The sequence below is a fragment of the Salinibacterium sp. G-O1 genome (genome assembly GCF_030063305.1).
Lineage (GTDB): Bacteria > Actinomycetota > Actinomycetes > Actinomycetales > Microbacteriaceae > Rhodoglobus.
The window spans coordinates 445,871-464,453 of record NZ_JASISV010000002.1; the positions used below are offsets into that span (position 1 = coordinate 445,871).

Below are 18,583 nucleotides of genomic sequence, written 5' to 3' on the forward strand. Positions count from 1 at the left end.
TTACAGAGGAGTAGCTGTATTGTCAGAGCACACTTTTGACCTTGTTGTTCTCGGTGGCGGAAGTGGCGGCTATGCCGCTGCGCTTCGGGCAAGCCAACTGGGAATGACCGTTGGACTCATCGAGAAAAACAAGGTCGGCGGCACGTGCCTCCACGTCGGGTGCATTCCGACGAAGGCTCTGCTCCACTCAGCTGAGGTTGCTGACGTCACACGCGAATCCGCAAAGTACGGCATCACATCGACCTTCGGTGGCGTCGACATTGCAGCGGTCACCGCCTACCGTCAAGAGGTCGTGTCCAGCAAGTTCAAGGGCCTCCAGGGCCTGATCAAGGCTCGGGGCATCACCACGATCGAAGGTGAGGGGAAGCTCATCTCCCCCACGACCGTGCAGGTCGGCGACGACACCGTCACTGGCAAGAACGTCATCCTCGCCACCGGCTCGTACTCCCGTTCGCTGCCCGGGCTCGAGATCGGTGGCCGGGTCATCACCTCTGAGCAGGCCCTCGAACTGGACTTCGTGCCAAAGAAGGTCATCGTGCTTGGCGGCGGGGTCATCGGCGTGGAGTTCTCGAGCGTCTGGAAGAGCTGGGGATCCGATGTTCAGATCATCGAAGCCCTGCCTCACCTCGTTCCCAACGAGGACGAGGCAATCAGCAAGCAGTTCGAGCGTGCCTTCCGCAAGCGTGGAATCAACTTCAACCTCGGCACTCGATTCCAGAGTGTCACGCAGAACGATGACGGCGTCGTTGTCACCCTCGAGGATGGCAAGACCTTCGAAGCCGAACTCATGCTGGTTGCCGTTGGCCGTGGGCCAGTCACCGCGAACCTCGGTTTCGAGGAGGTCGGCGTAACCATGGATCGCGGCTTCGTGATCACGAACGAACGTCTCGCCACGAACATCCCCGGTGTCTACGCGGTCGGCGATATCGTTCCCGGTCTGCAGCTCGCTCATCGTGGGTTCCAGCAGGGCATCTTCGTCGCCGAAGAACTTGCTGGTTTGAACCCGATCGTCGTCGACGATGCGAACATTCCGAAGGTGACCTACAGCGACCCCGAGGTTGCCTCGGTGGGCCTGTCGGAGGCGAAAGCAGCAGAGCAGTACGGCGCCGACAAGATCTCGTCATACGACTACAACCTCGCGGGAAACGGAAAGAGCCACATCATCGGCACTGCCGGACTCGTTAAGGTCGTTCGCGTCAATGACGGGCCGGTGGTTGGCGTCCACATGATCGGCGCGCGCGTCGGCGAGCTCATCGGCGAAGCACAGCTCGCGGTGAACTGGGAGGCCTATCCCGAAGACATCGCACCGCTGCTCCACGCACATCCCACTCAGAACGAGGCCCTCGGCGAGGCATTCCTCGCGCTGGCCGGCAAACCACTCCACGCGATCTAGTCGACCGACTCCATCGCCAAACTAAGCTAATGCGTGCAAGCGTCACTAAGGAGCATCACTGATGAGCGAATCCGTCAGCCTTCCAGCACTCGGTGAGAGTGTCACCGAGGGTACGGTCACCCGCTGGCTAAAGCAGGTTGGCGACCGAGTCGAGGTGGATGAGCCGCTGCTCGAAGTCTCGACCGACAAGGTCGACACCGAGATTCCTTCTCCCATCGCGGGGGTCATCGAGGCGATCCTGGTCGCCGAAGATGAGACCGTCGAAGTGGGAACCGTACTGGTCACCATCGGCAGCGGAGCCGAGGCCCCCGCTGCTGAGGCTCCCGCAGAGGAGGCTCCCGCTGCTGAGGCACCCGCGGCGGAAGCACCCGCAGAGGAGGCTCCCGCCGCCGAAGCACCTGCTGCTGAGGCACCCGCGGCGGAAGCTCCCGCTGCAGAGGCTCCCGTAGCTTCGGAGCCCGAAGCCGAGCCTGCCTCACCCGTGACGCCAGCGGCAGTAGCCGAAGCTCCGGCCGAGGAAGCTCCCGTCGCAGAGGTTCCCTCCACCGAGGCCCCGGCACCTGCTGAGGAAGCAGCCCCTGCCCAGGCTCCGGCGGCAGCAGCCCCAGCTCAGGCTCCGGCGGCAGCCCCAGCCGAGGCAGCCACGGCGCCAGCCGACCGGGCCGCTGCAGCTCCTGCAGCGACCGCAGAAGCCCCTAGTCCCGCTCCGGACGCCCACGCAGGTTACGTGACACCGCTCGTTCGCAAGCTCGCGAACGAGCATGGAGTTGCACTCGACGGGCTCGCCGGAACCGGCGTCGGCGGTCGCATCCGAAAGCAGGATGTGCTCGAAGCATCGAGCGCAGCAGAATCCGCTGCCGCCGAGACGTCAAGCGCTCCCGCCGCCAAGGCAGAGGCACCACAGATCTCGCCGTTGCGCGGAACGACGGTACCCATGTCACGTCTGCGCAAGGTCATCGCGGAACGTGCCGTCATCTCGATGCAGACGTCAGCGCAGCTCACCTCAGTTGTCGAGGTTGACGTCACGCTCGTCGCCAACCTGCGTAACCGGGTCAAGGCAGACTTCCAGGCCAAGACCGGACAGAAGCTCTCGTTCCTGCCGTTCTTCGCGCTGGCCGCTGCTGAAGCTCTCACCGCCAACCCCATCATCAACGCGACCATCGACGGAGACACCATCGTGTACCCGCCGCAGGAGAACATGGCGATCGCGGTTGACACCGAGCGCGGACTCCTCACACCGGTGATCAGGGATGCGGCGTCACTCGACCTCGCCGGATTCGCTGGTCAGATTGCTGACCTCGCGGCTCGTACCCGTGACAACAAGCTGAAGCCCGATGAGCTGGCCGGTGGAACCTTCACCCTGACGAACACGGGATCGCGGGGAGCACTCTTCGACACCCCGATCGTCTTCCTGCCACAGTCCGCGATCCTGGGCACCGGTATCGTCGCGAAGAAGCCGGTTGTCGTTAGTGACGCAGCAGGCGACGCGATCGCGATCCGGTCAATGGTCTATCTGGCTCTGAGCTACGACCACCGCATCGTCGATGGCGCCGACGCTGCTCGCTTCCTGGTCGCCGTCAAGGACCGTCTCGAAGCAGGAGAGTTCGAGGGAAACCTCGGCATCTGAATCTGATCCGCGTGCGGGCCTTCTGAAATATGGGGCCCATCACGGTTCAAGGTAATCCCGTATTCGCCAACCGGCCTCGCTCTTCATCAGAAGCAGCGAGGCCGGTTTGTCGTTCGCGGGGTCTCCCAGGCTGATGATCGCCGAATCGCCGAGACGCTCGTCGACAACGACGTGCTCCGGTGAAACGCGCCACGGGGCAGGCAGCTCGTTCCCTGCCTGCAGATCGCGCACCAGTGTCCGGTCTGCCTCGGCAGCAGCCGAATCTGCCTGAACGACTCCGTCGAGGCACAGCACAGACATGTTCCGGATGCACGACTCACGAGCGGCGAGCAACGCAAGCGCCGCAGCAGCCGGGTCATCCCCCACCAGAGCGTCCGGGACGACTGGGGAAGCCGACGCGGGCGCCGACGACTGTGGCGCCGCAGGCGCGACGCCTGTGACTGGCTGTGGCACGAAGACCAACGCGAGAAACAGGAGGGCGGCCGCGACCCCGCCCCCCAACCAGAAACGTAGCCGGACACCGGATATCGCGGCTCGAACCTGCGCCAGTGCGCGTGCCCCATCATGCTGCCGGGGTAGCCACCTGGTCACGAACTCAGGCACAGCAAGGCCAGCGAGAATCGTCGGAGCGTGCTCGCTAGGCTCCGCGTCGCTGGGGAGGGGTGAGCCCCTCAACACCCTCGACGGCACCGAGGGCACCGCACTCTCGGGATGCTGGCGTACATCGACCGGCGCAGGATCTCCCACGCCAAACAGCCCGTCGATGAGGATGTCGAGCCAGCCTGTGTCGGTCGGCTCAGAGTTGCGCAGCCACTCCACGATTGCGCTCGTAGAGTCGCCGCGCACCTGATCGAGCACCGTCATCGCGAATTGCTTCATCGCTCTGAGATCGGCCGAACAAGCCGCTTCTGCCTCGCGCGCAGCGAGGGACAACCCCGGGGAGAGAAGCTGTGCCTGCCCGAAACAACCGAGCGTCGGCGTGCCTGCCGCATCGAAAAGCACGGCGTCGGGGCGGACAGCGCCGTGTGCCACCCCAGCCTGATGCAGGCGCTCGAGAGTCGCGGCAATGGGCGCCAGAATGGTGATCGCCTCCCCCGGCCGAAGTTCTGGTCTTGATCGAATCAGCTTGCCCACACTGCCATCCGCACAGCGGGCGATGATCAGGGCTGGAGCGCCATCCGGGGCGGTCGTCAGATCGAGCAGTGAGACTGTGTGCTCCCCCGCGGCTCGGGACAACGCCTCGATTTCCCGCGTGATGGAGATCTGGGTGACAGCGGGGCGGAAGATCTTGATTGCCGCCGGAATCGCGTCCTCCGCGACCCGGAGGGGATGCCCCAGGAACACCTCAGCCCGGGCGCCCTCGCCAAGTTTTCGGACGAGACGATAGCCACCTAAAGATTCCATCACCACGCCACCAGTGTCGCTGCGAACCGTGCGGCCGTTGCCTTCATCTCGGAAGGTGTGGGATGCCTCGGCCGCCGCGCGCTGTGCGGGAGCGGAGGGCCGGTCGCACTTCTGGACGTAGACTCGTTGCGTGATCGACTATGTCGTCGCGGGGCTAAGCGCCAACTCCGTGCCGTACTTGGAAGCACTTGAGCTTCAACGCGCAACCCATGATGCAGTAGTGAACGGTCGTTCACCTGACACCGTGATCTTTCTGGAGCATCCGTCGGTCTACACCGCCGGGAAGCGTACGGAGGATCATGAGAGGCCGCGGGATGGCACCGAGGTCATCGACGTCGACCGCGGCGGCAAGATCACGTGGCACGGGCCTGGTCAGCTGGTCGGGTATCCGATCCTCAGGCTCGCCGAACCCATCGACGTCGTGGGGTACGTGCGCAGGCTCGAGGGCATCCTCATGGAGGCGCTCAGCGCCATGGGCCTCGAGTCGAATCGCGTCGACGGCCGATCAGGGGTGTGGATCGGTGAGAACGCCAAGATTGCCGCCATTGGCATCAGGGTTTCGCACGGTGTCACCATGCACGGCTTCGCGTTGAACTGCGACAACTCCTTCGACGCGTATGACCGAATCGTGGCGTGCGGGATCGTCGGCGCCACAGCGACATCCATCTCGCGTGAACTCGGTCGGGATGTGTCGACCCATGAGGCTGTGCAGCATGTGCGCGCGGCGTTTTCGAACAGTTTGGTGAACGCGGCATGAGCATCGACACTTCAGCCCAGCAGCACGGCACCCGAAAGCTGCTCCGTCTAGAGGTGCGTAACGCCGAGACGCCGATCGAGCGCAAGCCCGAATGGATCAAGACGGTCGCCAAAATGGGACCCGAGTATCGCCAGCTGCAGGAACTCGTCAAGGGCGAGAATCTGCACACGGTCTGCCAGGAGGCCGGTTGCCCGAACATCTTCGAATGCTGGGAGGACCGTGAGGCGACGTTCCTCATCGGCGGCAGCCAGTGCACCAGACGCTGCGACTTCTGCCAGATCGACACCGGGAAGCCTGCGGACTACGACCGGGACGAACCGCGCAGAGTCGCAGAGTCTGTCACGAAGATGAATCTCAGATACGCCACCGTCACGGGAGTCGCGCGCGATGACCTGCCCGACGAGGGCGCCTGGCTGCACGCAGAAACCGTGCGGCAGATCCACGACCAAAATCCGGAGACGGGCGTCGAGATTCTGGCCACCGACTTCTCCGGCAACCCGGATCTGCTCGCAGAGGTCTTCTCATCCCGGCCGGAGGTCTTTGCCCACAACGTGGAGACTGTGCCGCGAATCTTCAAGCGCATCCGACCAGCGTTTACTTACGATCGATCGCTCGGAGTCATCAGTCAGGCCCGAAACGCCGGCCTCATCACCAAGTCAAACCTGATTCTCGGCATGGGCGAAGAGCCCGCCGAAGTGATCCAGGCCCTCCAGGACCTTCACGATGCGGGGACGGACATCATCACGATCACCCAGTATCTTCGCCCGACACCCCGCCACCTCCCCGTAGCCAGATGGGTTAAGCCGCAGGAGTTCGTGGAGTTCAGCGCTGCCGCAGAAGAGATCGGATTCCTCGGTGTGTTGTCGGGGCCGCTGGTGCGCTCGAGCTATCGCGCCGGTCGCCTGTGGGCTCGATCGATGAAGGGCAAAGGACGTTCCATCCCTGAGGCGCTCAAACACCTCGCAGACGCAAACCTCGGGTTCGCTCAGGCAGCGTCGACAGAGGCCGTATCCTAGGATCATGGCACGCACCACTAACTCCGCGCCCGCGACTCCTAAGGCTCCCAAGGAGCCCGGCCGTCTGAAGCAGATGTATCAGGTCTTCCAGATGACGAGGCGGTACGACAACCTCGCGATCTGGTTCCTGCTGCTCGCATTCCTGGTCCCTGTACTGGTTGGTCTGCTGCTGGCTTTCCTTCTCTCTGGCGACCAGGTGCTCGGGTTTGTGCTGTACATCGTTGCCGGTGTTCTCGGCGGCATCCTGGCATTCCTGATCGTTTTGGGTCGGCGCGCAGAACGCGCCGCCTACGGCCAGATCGCGGGCCAGCCCGGTGCCGTCGGCGCCGTGCTGAAGAGCTCACTGCGTCGTGGGTGGACCGCGAGCGAGATGCCGGTTGCGGTCAGCCCGAAGACTCAGGATGCCGTCTACCGCGCCGTCGGCCGCGGTGGCATCGCGCTCATCGGCGAAGGCCCGCGCAGCCGCACACAGCCCATGCTCGAAGCCGAACGTAAGAACGTCGTGCGGCTCCTGCCGAACGTTCCTGTCACATTCCTCTACGTGGGCCCGGACGCCGAGTCCATTCCGCTGCACAAGTTGCCCGTCAAGCTTCGAGCAATCAAGTCAGCGCTGCGTAAGCCCGAGATTCTGGCCGTGTCGAATCGTCTGAATTCCCTCGGACGCAACGGCCTCCCCATCCCCAAGGGCATGGACCCGTCCAAGGTACGGGCACCGCGCGCCCGCTGATCCCGGTCTGACCGGCGCTATCGGCGAACGAGGATAGTTCCGACGAGCCTGTCGTGCATTCCGCGTTGGTCGGCGTCCCAGATAACCGCCGGGATCACGAGACATAGCAGAATCGTGCGCACCAGGGGGCGCCACGCCCCCAGGTAGCCGCCCTGCAGCGGAACGACACGCATCCCGAGCAGGAGATGACCCAGAGATCCGTTCGCGGTCAAAAGAAAGACGGACTGGGCGACCGCGAAGACCGCGAGAGTTGCCAGCGGGTCGTAGTTGAAAAATGCGACCGAGATCAATACGGCGCTCGCCCAATCGACGGCGATAGCGGCAAACCGTCTGCCCGGACGGGCGATCGACCTCGCCCCGGATTCGGGAAGCCCGAGCCTCTTACCTGGCCATGGGGCGGCGGAGACTGTCGACACCATCCAAGACTACAGATCCGGCCACGCGTAACATGCCGGAAACATTTGCGTGACCGCGGGGAAACTCCTATCGCGTAACCTCGACGGTGGCGGTGTTCGCTGCCGATCAGTACCAAGCTCATTGGAGTTTTACCTATGTTCAGTGATTCCTCCGAAGTGCTCAAGTTCATCAAGGACACTGACGTCAAGTTCCTTGATCTCCGCTTCACCGATCTTCCCGGTGTACAGCAGCACTTCAACATCCCGGCGTCAACAGTCGACGAGGAGTTCTTCTCCGTCGGCCAGATGTTCGACGGCTCATCCATCCGGGGCTTCGCCTCGATCCACGAATCAGACATGCAGCTGATTCCGGATGTGACCACGGCATACATCGACCCCTTCCGCACTGAGCGCACGCTCATCATGGTCTTTGACATCTACAACCCTCGCAACGGCGAGATCTACGGCCGTGACCCGCGCCAGGTTGCCAAGAAGGCAGAGAAATACCTCGCGTCTACCGGAATCGCGGACACGGCCTTCTTCGCTCCCGAAGCTGAGTTCTACATCTTCGACGACGTGCGCTACGAGGTGAAGCAGAACGGCAGCTTCTGGTCTGTCGACTCCGACGAGGGTGCCTGGAACTCAGGTCGCTCCGAAGAGGGCGGCAACCTCGGAAACAAGACACCCTTCAAGGGCGGCTACTTTCCGGTCAGCCCCGTCGACAAGCAGGCAGACCTTCGCGATGACATGTGCCTCAAGCTCATCGACGCAGGCCTCATCCTCGAGCGTGCACACCACGAGGTGGGCACCGGAGGCCAGGCCGAGATCAACTACCGCTTCGACACCATGGTTCACGCTGCGGATGACCTGCTGAAGTTCAAGTACATCATCAAGAACACCGCGCTCGAGTGGGGCAAGACCGTCACGTTCATGCCGAAGCCGCTCTTTGGAGACAACGGCTCGGGAATGCACACCCACCAGTCGCTGTGGAACGACGGCGTGCCGTTGTTCTACGACGAGAAGGGTTACGGCGGACTGAGCGACATCGCACGCTGGTACATCGGCGGGCTGCTCAAGCACGCTCCAGCGGTGCTCGCGTTCACGAACCCGACGCTCAACTCGTACCGTCGCCTGATCCCCGGATTCGAAGCTCCCGTCAACCTGGTCTATTCGGCCGGCAACCGGTCGGCCTCGATCCGCATCCCGATCACGGGCACGAACCCCAAGGCCAAGCGCATCGAGTTCCGCGCGCCTGACGCGTCCAGCAACCCCTACCTCGCCTTCGCTGCGCAGATGATGGCTGGACTCGACGGCATCAAGAACAAGATCGAGCCGCACGAGCCCGTCGACAAGGACCTGTACGAGCTTCCCCCCGAGGAGGCCAGGCTGATCCCGCAGGTGCCGGCATCACTCGAGGAAGCTCTGCGCGCCCTTGAGGCCGACCACGACTTCCTCACGGAAGGCAACGTGTTCACCACCGACCTCATTGAGACCTGGATCGCGTACAAGCGCGACAAGGAGATCATCCCGGCCGCGCAGCGCCCGACTCCGTTCGAGTTCGAGCTGTACTACTCGGTGTAGCACGTACCCAACACCTTCGGCCGTATCCTTTCGAGGATGCGGCCGAAGGTCGTTAACCGGTTCCCGTCCGAGGAAGCCACACTGATCGCATCGGTGTCGATCTCACCGGGGGACGCGGTTCGGGGAGGCGGTTCGGCGTTCAGCCATTGAAGTGCGCGAGAGCGAGCGCCGCGATATCGTCTCGCTCGTGGCCGCTGGCGCTGATGTTCACCGCTGCAGTGTCGGTGAAAGTACTCATCTCGCAGAGCGGCCCACCTTCGTAGTTGTAGCATTCCTGCGCCCGCCAACCCAACCAAAGGCCACTTGCTTCGAGCCACTGGGCGCCGGGAACTGCTGACACGCTAATCCATGCGTGTGAATACTGGTCGGCGCTCCGAAATGAAGCGTTGCAGTGCCTGACCGACTGTCGGGTTAGCGCGGTGGACGAGATCTCACCAATCACCGCGGCGCTCAGCAGAGGGTTCGAGGGGTCTACACCAAACGCCTCCACATTCTCAAGCGGGAGGTTGATCTCGGCCGAGATGGCCTCCCAATCGAAGAGCGATTCGCAGTCGGGCATGATTCCGAGAGCGGCAGGTATCGAGTGCACAGCTGCGGTACCGATCTTCGTCGCTACCTCCGAGACGAGTTGCTCGCTCGACGAACCGGGATGCGACGACACGACCAGTCGACCCAATTCATCCCGATTCGTGCCGAGGTCTACCTCCGACGCGGGAATGCCGTTCAACGAGATGTATATCCAGGTGCCGTTGACTTCAATGGTCCAAGTACACGAGAACCTGATACCCGACACATCATCGGACGCGTCAGAACAGGAATTCCAGGCCGATTCCCCGATGCCGTCCACGCGAGTGGGCCGGTGGATTTCCGGCCGATCCAGTGCGGCGAGCGTGTCAAGGCTTTCGGGCCCGCTCGACCCCGCGATGATGTCGATCGAGGTGCCGTACCCGTCCAGATACGGGCCCTCACCCCAACGGCAGACGAGAGCGGTATCCGCAACCAGTGCGTCCCTCCAACTGTTCAGGCTGGCAGCGCCAGGACCCGGCGCGAGGGGCTGATCGAAGAGCGTAATGATTGCACTGGCTGAGACCAGCGAGTCGCATTCCAGTCCGAACCGGTTGGCGGGCGGTACTGTCGGGTCCGCGGTTTCCTGCGGGGTTGGCGTCGACGACGCATTCTGCGTCGGCTCAGCAACCGGCGCAATCCCGGGAGTCGCGCACCCCGCCAGCATTACGGCGATGGCCACGCAGGCGGCAGAAGTGATGAATCGTCGCGTCATGGCCCAACAATAGCGGCGGAAGGGTCTGCTCGGCCGGGCGTGGGATGACGATTGCGTCACTATCGCAGGCAGGAGAGGCGGATCGCTAGCCGTTGGTGGGACCGCGCGAAGGCGGCCCGTAGAAACGTTTCTCGAAGACCTGTCTGGCGAGTCGCGTCTTTCGCAGGTAGTCCTCCTCCAGCTGGCTTGCCGAACCAGGTGGATATTCGAGGAGCCGGGCAACGCCCTCAAGCTGTTGGCGGTCCGTCGGGAGCACATCAGCAGTCTTCGATGTCCACAGCGTCATGGCGGAGCGTGCGCGGGAAGCGAAAACCCACGCATCCCGAAGCTTTCGGGCCTCATCGGCCGGGATCAGCTTTTCTTTTACCGCGGCGGCAAGCGCGTCCAGAGTGGATGTCGTCCTCAGCCCCTCCACGGCTGCTCCGTGCTGAAGCTGCTGAAGCTGCACGAACCACTCGACATCACTGAGACTCCCCCGCCCCAGCTTGAGGTGACGCGAAGGATCGGCGGCCTGGGGAAGCCGCTCCGACTCGACACGGGCCTTGATGCGCTTGACCTCGCGCACATCCTGTTCAGAGATCTGCTCCGGATACCGCACCTCGTTTGCGAGCTGTTCGAACGCATCTAGTACGCCCGGATCTCCCACGACCCCCCGTGCCCGTAACAGGGCCTGAGCCTCCCAGGTAAGTGACCAACGGGCGTAATACGCGCGATACGAATCGAGCGAGCGAACCATCGCGCCATTCTTGCCCTCCGGACGCAGACCGATATCGAGGTCAAGCGGGATTCTGAGATCTTCGGTGTACTTGCTGAGCCCCTTGACGATCTGCTCGGCTCGCCGCTGGGCGTCTTCATCAGGGATTCCGGCCGCCCGGTAGACGTACATGATGTCGGCGTCCGAACCGAATCCCAGCTCGCCTCCCCCGTAGCGGCCCATGGCGATGATGCCGAACTCGATCCCGTCGCCGTAGCGGTGCACCAGGGCGAGGGCCCCGGTCAGGACCGTCGTGGTGATGTCGGAGAGGGCAGTTCCCATTTCTTCGATGGACGTCATGCCGAGGATGGCGCCGAGGGCTGTTCTGAGCACCTCCCTTCGTCGGGCGGTGCGCAGCGCCAGGGCCGCAGCGTCAAGATCACCCTCGTGCCTGGCGGCTATCGCCCGTGTCTCCTCGAGCAGAGTCTCGAGAGTCCTTGGGCGGAGGTCTGCGTCGTTCTCCAGCCAGGCCGCGGCCTCAGGGATACGCTCGAAAATATCGCTGACGAACTTCGACCCGGATAGCACCTGCGTCAGCCGTTCTGCCGCACCGGATGAGTCACGCAGCATGCGCAGAAACCAGTAGGTTTCCCCGAGGTCTTCGCTCAGCTTACGAAACGACAGCAGGCCGCGATCGGGGTCTGCACCCTCGGCGAACCACTCGAGCATGACGGGGAGCAGCGCCCGCTGGATGCTGGCCCGGCGCGACACCCCGCCGGTGAGCGCTCCGATGTGCTTCAGCGCGCCGCGTGGATCCGTGAAGCCGATGGCAGCGAGCCTGGCCTCCGCCTGACCGGTCGACAGCGCGATTCCGCCATCGGGAAGGGCGGCTACCGCAGACAGGAGCGGGCGATAGAACAGCCGCTCGTGCAATCGCCTCACCGCCTGTTTGGTGCGTTGCCACTGCTCGATGAGGTTGGCGGCCGTTGGGGCGATCCCGCTCGATCTGGCCAGGACGCGAAGCGTGTCGGGGTCAGTCGGCATGAGGTGGGTTCGGCGCATCCGCGACAACTGGATCCGATGCTCAAGTAGTCGCAAAAAGCGGTAGTCGAGAGCAAATTCGGATGCCTCCACCCGACCGATGTAGCCATGCTCGGCGAGAGCAACGAGCGCCGGCAGGCTCGCGACCTCGCGAACGTTCTCGTCGGTCTGCCCGTGCACCAGTTGCAGGAGCTGGATGGTGAACTCGACGTCACGCAGCCCGCCCGGCCCCAGCTTGAGCTGAACATCGAGTTCGTCGCTCGGGATATTGGCCGTCACTCGCTCGCGCATCCGCTGCACGGATTCGACAAAATTCTCGCGAGACGCGCTCGACCACACCATCGGCGACAAAGCATCGATATACCGTTGGCCCAGTTCACGATCGCCCGCGAGCGGACGCGCTTTCAACAGTGCCTGGAACTCCCAGCTTTTCGCCCAGCGCTCGTAATAGGCGACGTGGGACTCGAGCGTTCGTACGAGGGCGCCGTCCTTGCCTTCCGGCCGGAGGTTCGCATCGACCTCCCACAGGCCAGGCTCGGGCGCCAGGTCGTTGATGGCCTTCATCGTGGCCAGCGCGATGCGTGTTCCGATCTGGACGGCCCTGTCGGCGGCCAGGTCGCCCTCGCCGTCGACAACGAAGATCACATCGACGTCTGAGAGGTAGTTCAGTTCCCGGGCGCCTGCCTTGCCCATTCCGATGACGGAGAAGGTGGTTGCGGCAACCTCATCCGCCGGAAATTTCACGTCCCGTCGCGCGATCGCGATCGCTGCGTCGAGCGCAGCGCCCGCCAGGTCTGCAAGCGCGGCCGCCACGCGATCGACCGCTGCCAACGGGTCTGGCTGGCACAGATCCCACGCAGCCAGTTGAGCCAGGTGGCGCCGGTAGCGCACGCGCAGTGCCACCCAGGCTTCCTCGCCGCTCAGCGCTGAGACGCAGTCCAGAAGGTCAGCTTCGTACTCTTCGGCGACCGGGGGCGCTGTGAGCACGGTGCGCAGCGCCTCGAGTTGCCCCGGTCTGCGAACGAAGAAGTCTCCTAGCCCCGTGGACGCTCCCAAAATCTGGATGAGGCGCCCCGCGGCATCCGTGTCGTCCAGCACGGCCTGCGCCTCGGCCGGCGAATTGTCGCGAAGTGCAAGCACCGCCCGCAACGCCTGATCCGGGTCGGCAGCGGATGCGAAATGGGGAACGAGTGCAGGCATGTCCAGCTCGTCGAGCCCGCGGCTCGCCGAGGCGAGCTCGGCGAAACCGAGCCTGGCAAGTTCAGTCAGCGTTACCTGTGACCTCTGCATGGTGCGTACCCCGGATTACAGCATCTCGAGGTTGGACTCCAGTTCGTAGGGCGTCACCTGCGCCCGGTATTCTCTCCACTCGCGCCGCTTGTTGAGCAGTACATAGTTGAACACCTGCTCACCGAGGGTCTCGGCGACGAGTTCGGAGCCCTCCATGATCGACACAGCGTGGTCGAGCGAGGCAGGCAGCTGGCTGTAGCCCAGCGCACGGCGCTCGGAGTCTGACAGCTCCCAGACGTTGTCCTCGGCCTCTGGAGGCAACTCGTAGCCCTCCTCGATGCCCTTCAACCCCGCTGCGAGCAGCAGCGAGTACGAAAGATAGGGGTTGGCTGCCGAATCGATCGCGCGGTATTCAACCCGAGCGCTCTGCCCCTTGTTCGGCTTGTAGAGCGGAACGCGCACCAGCGCCGAGCGGTTGTTGTGGCCCCAGGTGACGAAGCTTGGCGCCTCGTCGCCGCCCCAGAGTCGCTTGTAGGAGTTGACGAACTGGTTGGTCACTGCCGTGATCTCCGGCGCGTGCTTGAGCAGGCCAGCAACGAACTGCCTGCCGATCTTCGACAGCTGGTAGTGCCCGCTCGCGTCGTAGAACGCGTTGGAATCCCCCTCAAACAGAGACATGTGGGTGTGCATCCCAGATCCGGGATGTCCCGACATCGGCTTGGGCATGAAGGTCGCGTACACGCCCTGCTCGATTGCGACCTCCTTGACCACCGTGCGGAAGGTCATGATGTTGTCGGCGGTGGTCAGTGCGTCTGCGTAGCGGAGGTCGATCTCGTTCTGGCCGGGGCCAGCCTCGTGATGGCTGAACTCGACCGAGATTCCGAGGTCTTCGAGCATTCGCACAGACCGACGACGGAAATCGTGAGCCGTGCCACCGGGGACGTTGTCGAAGAATCCAGCGGAGTCGACGGGCTCCGGCTTGCCGCCCTTCAACTTCGACGACTTCAGCAGGTAAAACTCGATCTCGGGATGCGTGTAGAACGTGAATCCGCGATCGGCGGCCTTGGCGAGGGTGCGCTTCAGCACGTTTCGCGGGTCTGAGCCCGCCGGCTGTCCGTCGGGTGTGGAGATGTCGCAGAACATCCGCGCAGTCGGGTCGATCTCTCCACGCCACGGCAGGATCTGGAACGTTGTGGGGTCTGGATGGGCGAGCATGTCCGCCTCATAGGCGCGCGTAAAGCCCTCAATGGCCGAGCCATCGAACCCGAGTCCCTCGGCGAATGCTCCCTCGACCTCGGCAGGAGCGATAGCGACGCTCTTGAGGGTGCCGACGACATCCGTGAACCAGAGCCTGATGAACTTAATGCCCCGCTCCTCGATGGTGCGGAGAACGAAGTCGCGCTGCTTGTCCATCAAGCTCCTTTTCAATCCATTCGACTGCCGTCGGGCAGCGCTACCAGAGTACCGCGCTGGCTAGACTCCCAGTTATGACTGACCCCACCGCAGTTGCAGCCCAGGCCAATCTCAAGCGCATCCGCACGAGGCATTTTCAGAGTGCCAAAGACAACGGAATCAAGATCACCGGTCTCACCAGCTATGACCAGCTGACCGCGGGCATTTTCGACGAGGCCGGCATCGATTTTCTGCTGGTGGGTGACTCGGCCGGCAACAATGTCTACGGCTACGATTCGACGCTCCCCGTGACCATCGATGACCTCATTCCTCTCACCAGGGCCGTCGCAGGGGCCGTCACCCGAGCGTTTGTGGTGGCGGATATGCCCTTCGGCTCATACGAGTCCGGCCCGGATGAGGCGCTGCACACGGCCTTCCGCTTCATGAAGGAGACCGGCGCTCACGCCGTCAAACTCGAGGGCGGGGTGCGGAGCGCCAAACAGATCAAGCGAATAGTGAGCGCGGGCATCCCCCTCATGGCTCACATCGGCTTCACCCCGCAAAGCGAGCATGGCCTCGGTGGGCACGTCATTCAGGGTCGTGGCGAAGGCATCGAACAACTGCTGGCTGACGCGCACGCCGTCGAGAAGGCCGGCGCGTTCGCCGTGGTGCTCGAGATGGTGCCTGCCGAAGCCGCAGCACGCGTGACCAAGGAGCTCTCCATCCCCACCATCGGTGTTGGAGCGGGACCCGATGTTGATGGTCAGTTGCTCGTCTGGACCGACTGGGCCGGGCTGACGAAGGGTCGCATCCCGAAGTTTGTGAAGCAATATGCGAACCTGCGGCAGAGCCTGTCGGATGCCGTGGCCGAATACCGGGGGGACGTTGCAGAAGGCACATACCCCGGTCCGGAGCACTCCTACCAGGACTGACCGATGGCAGGTCGTTCGCTTTCGCCGATCCAGGGCACGCCGCCCCCGATCCCGGCCGCCCTCGCGGAAAAGATCACTCTCGAGGTCTTCGGAATTCCGGCGGCAGCGCGGTCGCTCGGAAGCCACCAGGACCGCAACTTCCTGATGACGACGAGCGACCGCCAACTGCTGCTCAAGTTTTCGAATCCGGCGACCACTCTCGACGAATTGATCGCGCAAAATGCCGCGATCGACTACCTCTCGCAACGCACGACGGCACTGCGGATCCCCCGCGCCCTGGCAGCCACCGACGGCCAATACGTGGGAACCCTGAGCATCGGCGGCGTCGAGCTGTGCGTGAGGCTCCTGGAATTCGTCGAGGGCGAACCGCTCTCGGGCGATCACTACCTCAGCCCAACGGTCACGAGCTCTATCGGTGCGATGGCCGCGACGATCGACCTGGCGCTCGAAGAACTGGCGGCACCAGCGCTCGAGCGCGATCACGAGTGGGATTTGCAGTGCGCACCCGAGGTGCTGGAGGCGCTGCTGCCCTACGTCACCGATCTGGAGCTTCGCGCACGGCTCGCGTCAGCGGCACGCCAGGCCGCGATGGCGCTGCACTCCCTCGCACCTCACCTGCCCCAGCAGCTGATCCACGGCGACCTGACGGACGACAACGTGGTCGCCCTGCACAGCTCCGACGGCGTGCCCGACGGCGTGATCGATTTCGGCGACCTGAATCACAGCTGGACGGTCGGTGAGCTGGCCGTCACCATCGCCTCGCTCCTGCATCACGACGGTGGGTCGGTCAACTCCGTGATGGGGGCAGTCTCCGCCTACCATGCGATCCGGCCGTTGAATCGCGCGGAAGCTGAGGCATTGTGGACTCTGGTAGTTCTTCGTGGCGCCGTACTCGTCGCGAGCGGCCACCACGTCGCGTCCGCTGATTCGGGCAACACCTACGCGCAAGGGAACCTCGAGCACGAGATCGTCATCTTCGACCGCGCGACCGCTGTGCCGCTCGTGGTGGCGAACGCGGTGGTGCTCGACACCCTCGGGTTTGAGCGAGCGTCAGCACGCCTCCCGGATTTCTGTCGGCTGGTTCCCGGTCTCGAGGCAAACCTGATCGCGACTCTCGACTTCTCGGCGACCAGTCCCCTGCTCGACGCCGGTCGCTGGCTCGACCCCGATGCCGAGGCCGAGATCACGGCAGAGATGCTTGTCGGTCGGGAGGCCGTCGCAACCGCGTACGCCGAACCCAGACTGACCCGTTCCGCCATTCATAGCGTCGATGAACCCCGAAACGTGGTGCTCGGGATAGAACTCACCGTGGCCGAGCCCCACAAGGTCGTGGCCCCCTGGCACGGAACGATCGACATCTCCGGCGACGCCGAGGTCGAGCTTCGCGGCCACGGCGTGGTGCTCGCGCTACGGGGACTGAGCGGGTCTCCAGAGGCAGGAACCACCGTTTCGGCGGGCGACTCGCTGGGCCGGGTTGACGGCGCGCTGGCCGTCAGCGTCACGGTGGAGGGTATCGACGCACCGTGGGCCGTCACCCCGTCGCTTGCGAGGGCGTGGGATGTGGCATCCATCGATCCGACTGCGCTGATCGGTGGTGAACCTCGCGTTGTCACGGCGGATCGGCGCCTGGCAGAGCGGCGCGATCGCCACCTCGCGGCCGCGCAGGAGCACTACTACTCCGAGCCACCCGTCATGGTGAGGGGATGGAAAGAACATCTCATCGACGAGAACGGACGCGTCTATCTGGACGGGCTCAACAACGTGACCTCGATCGGCCACTCGCACCCGAGGCTCGTCGAAGCGGCCACCCGGCAGTGGAGTCTGCTCAACACCAACTCGCGCTTTCAGTACCCGTCCGTCGTCGACTTCGCCGAGCGGATCGCGAACCTGTTGCCGGAGGGACTCGATTCCGTCTTCTTCGTCAACAGCGGATCGGAGGCGGTCGATCTCTCGCTGAGAATCGCGCGGTCGTGGACAGGGCGGCGTGATGTGCTCGCCGTGCGGGAGGCCTACCACGGCTGGACTGACCTGTCCGACTCGGTGTCAACGTCAGTCGCCGACAACCCTGATGCGCTCACCACCCGACCACCGTGGGTGCATACGGTGGACGCGCCCAACAGCTACCGCGGTCGGTACCGGGGGCCGGAAGCATCGGGATATGCCATCGATGCCGTTGCCGCGGTCGAGGCACTTGCCGTCGCTGGGACACCGATCGGATCCTTCATCGCTGAGGCCTACTACGGCAACGCTGGCGGCATGCCTCTGCCCGACGGCTATCTCGAGGCCGTCTACGGTGCCGTGCGCGCCGGGGATGGCCTGTGCGTGGCGGATGAGGTGCAGGTCGGATACGGCCGTTTGGGTGAATGGTTCTGGGGGTTCGAGCAGCAGGGCGTGGTGCCCGACATCGTCGCTGTCGCCAAGGCGATGGGCAATGGGCATCCGCTTGGCGCGGTCATCACCACCCGTGAAATCGCCGAGCACTATCGGTCTGAGGGCTACTTCTTCTCGTCGGCCGGTGGCAGCCCCATCAGTTCGGTGATCGGGATGACCGTGCTCGACGTCATCGCTGACGAAGAACTGCAGCGCAATGCCCTCGTGACAGGCGCTCACCTCAGGTCTCGTCTGGAAGAACTCGGAACCCGGCACCGGATCGTGGGCGCTGTGCACGGAACCGGGCTCTACCTCGGGCTCGAATTCGTTCGCAACCGGGAGACACTCGAACCGGCGACCGAAGAAACCCTGGCGATCTGCGAGAGGCTCCGGCAGCGCGGGATCATCATGCAGCCGACCTCTGACCGGCAGTGCGTGCTCAAAATCAAGCCACCGCTGTGTTTCACCCCCGAGAGTGCCGACTACTTCGTCGACGTGCTCGATGAGGTGCTCACGACGGGATGGTGACGCTAGTTATCCTGGGCGTCGTCAGCGGCCCACTTGCGGGCTCTCTCGGCGGCAATCTGGGGCGCGCGGCCTGCCTCTTCCTTCGTGGCATAGGGGCCGTCCCGGTCGGATCCCAGAGACTGTGGGCCCTCTTCCACTACACCCGTCTTGTTGTTGTACCACCACTCGGCCATAGGCACCTCCGGTTGAGTCATATCCATCAAAGCTAGGATCAACT

The 18,583-nt window shown here is 63.8% G+C and carries 14 protein-coding genes; 8 read left to right on the forward strand and 6 right to left on the reverse strand.

Annotation, left to right across the window (positions count from 1 at the left end; all coding sequences use genetic code 11):
- Nucleotides 1-19 precede the first annotated feature (19 nt).
- Nucleotides 20-1,393, forward strand: a complete 1,374-nt coding sequence (gene lpdA, locus QMG83_RS08535) for a dihydrolipoyl dehydrogenase (protein ID WP_283504945.1) — start codon at nt 20-22, stop codon at nt 1,391-1,393.
- A 61-nt stretch (nt 1,394-1,454) separates the two neighbouring features.
- Nucleotides 1,455-3,020 carry a 2-oxoglutarate dehydrogenase, E2 component, dihydrolipoamide succinyltransferase gene (sucB, locus tag QMG83_RS08540; RefSeq protein ID WP_283504946.1) on the forward strand — a complete coding sequence of 522 codons (1,566 nt, stop codon included), beginning with the start codon at nt 1,455-1,457 and terminating at the stop codon, nt 3,018-3,020.
- 39 nt (nt 3,021-3,059) lie between these two features.
- Here the strand turns inward: sucB and QMG83_RS08545 are convergent, their stop codons facing one another.
- Complete coding sequence (locus QMG83_RS08545; RefSeq protein WP_283505541.1) at nt 3,060-4,424, reverse strand: protein kinase domain-containing protein; 1,365 nt, start codon at nt 4,422-4,424, stop codon at nt 3,060-3,062.
- Nucleotides 4,425-4,554: 130 nt separating this feature from the next.
- On the opposite strand from QMG83_RS08545, the gene lipB reads away from it, so the two are divergent.
- The 3 genes from lipB to QMG83_RS08560 are packed head-to-tail and all read left to right on the forward strand — an operon-like array spanning nt 4,555 to nt 6,924.
- Nucleotides 4,555-5,181 (forward strand): lipoyl(octanoyl) transferase LipB, encoded by a 627-nt coding sequence (gene lipB, locus QMG83_RS08550; RefSeq protein WP_283504947.1) that lies wholly within the window; start codon nt 4,555-4,557, stop codon nt 5,179-5,181.
- The gene (gene lipA / locus QMG83_RS08555) at nt 5,178-6,197 is read left to right on the forward strand and encodes a lipoyl synthase (protein ID WP_283504948.1); all 1,020 of its coding nucleotides are present in this window, start codon (nt 5,178-5,180) and stop codon (nt 6,195-6,197) included. Before lipB ends, lipA begins: the two co-directional genes overlap by 4 nt.
- A 4-nt stretch (nt 6,198-6,201) precedes the next feature.
- Complete coding sequence (locus tag QMG83_RS08560; RefSeq protein WP_283504949.1) at nt 6,202-6,924, forward strand: DUF4191 domain-containing protein; 723 nt, start codon at nt 6,202-6,204, stop codon at nt 6,922-6,924.
- Between the two features lie 17 nt (nt 6,925-6,941).
- Here the strand turns inward: QMG83_RS08560 and QMG83_RS08565 are convergent, their stop codons facing one another.
- Nucleotides 6,942-7,343, reverse strand: coding sequence for an RDD family protein (locus QMG83_RS08565; protein ID WP_283504950.1), 402 nt, complete (start codon nt 7,341-7,343; stop codon nt 6,942-6,944).
- Between the two features lie 132 nt (nt 7,344-7,475).
- Here QMG83_RS08565 and glnA point away from each other — a divergent pair, with 132 nt between their 5' ends.
- Nucleotides 7,476-8,900 (forward strand): type I glutamate--ammonia ligase, encoded by a 1,425-nt coding sequence (glnA, locus tag QMG83_RS08570; RefSeq protein WP_283504951.1) that lies wholly within the window; start codon nt 7,476-7,478, stop codon nt 8,898-8,900.
- 139 nt (nt 8,901-9,039) lie between these two features.
- Here glnA and QMG83_RS08575 read toward each other — a convergent pair whose 3' ends face one another.
- From QMG83_RS08575 to QMG83_RS08585, 3 genes are all read right to left on the reverse strand, one after another.
- A complete protein-coding gene (locus QMG83_RS08575) occupies nt 9,040-10,179 on the reverse strand; it encodes a hypothetical protein (protein WP_283504952.1) in 1,140 nt (379 codons plus the stop codon).
- An 85-nt stretch (nt 10,180-10,264) separates the two neighbouring features.
- Nucleotides 10,265-13,204 carry a bifunctional [glutamine synthetase] adenylyltransferase/[glutamine synthetase]-adenylyl-L-tyrosine phosphorylase gene (locus tag QMG83_RS08580; protein WP_283504953.1) on the reverse strand — a complete coding sequence of 980 codons (2,940 nt, stop codon included), beginning with the start codon at nt 13,202-13,204 and terminating at the stop codon, nt 10,265-10,267.
- Nucleotides 13,205-13,219: 15 nt separating this feature from the next.
- Nucleotides 13,220-14,557, reverse strand: coding sequence for a glutamine synthetase family protein (locus QMG83_RS08585; RefSeq protein ID WP_283504954.1), 1,338 nt, complete (start codon nt 14,555-14,557; stop codon nt 13,220-13,222).
- Between the two features lie 74 nt (nt 14,558-14,631).
- Between QMG83_RS08585 and panB the strand changes: the two genes are divergently transcribed.
- Nucleotides 14,632-15,468, forward strand: coding sequence for a 3-methyl-2-oxobutanoate hydroxymethyltransferase (panB, locus tag QMG83_RS08590; protein WP_283504955.1), 837 nt, complete (start codon nt 14,632-14,634; stop codon nt 15,466-15,468).
- 3 nt (nt 15,469-15,471) lie between these two features.
- Nucleotides 15,472-18,366, forward strand: coding sequence for an aminotransferase (locus QMG83_RS08595; RefSeq protein WP_283504956.1), 2,895 nt, complete (start codon nt 15,472-15,474; stop codon nt 18,364-18,366).
- Nucleotides 18,367-18,368: 2 nt separating this feature from the next.
- Here QMG83_RS08595 and QMG83_RS08600 read toward each other — a convergent pair whose 3' ends face one another.
- Nucleotides 18,369-18,560, reverse strand: coding sequence for a methionine aminopeptidase (locus QMG83_RS08600; RefSeq protein WP_283504957.1), 192 nt, complete (start codon nt 18,558-18,560; stop codon nt 18,369-18,371).
- Nucleotides 18,561-18,583: the final 23 nt, after the last annotated feature.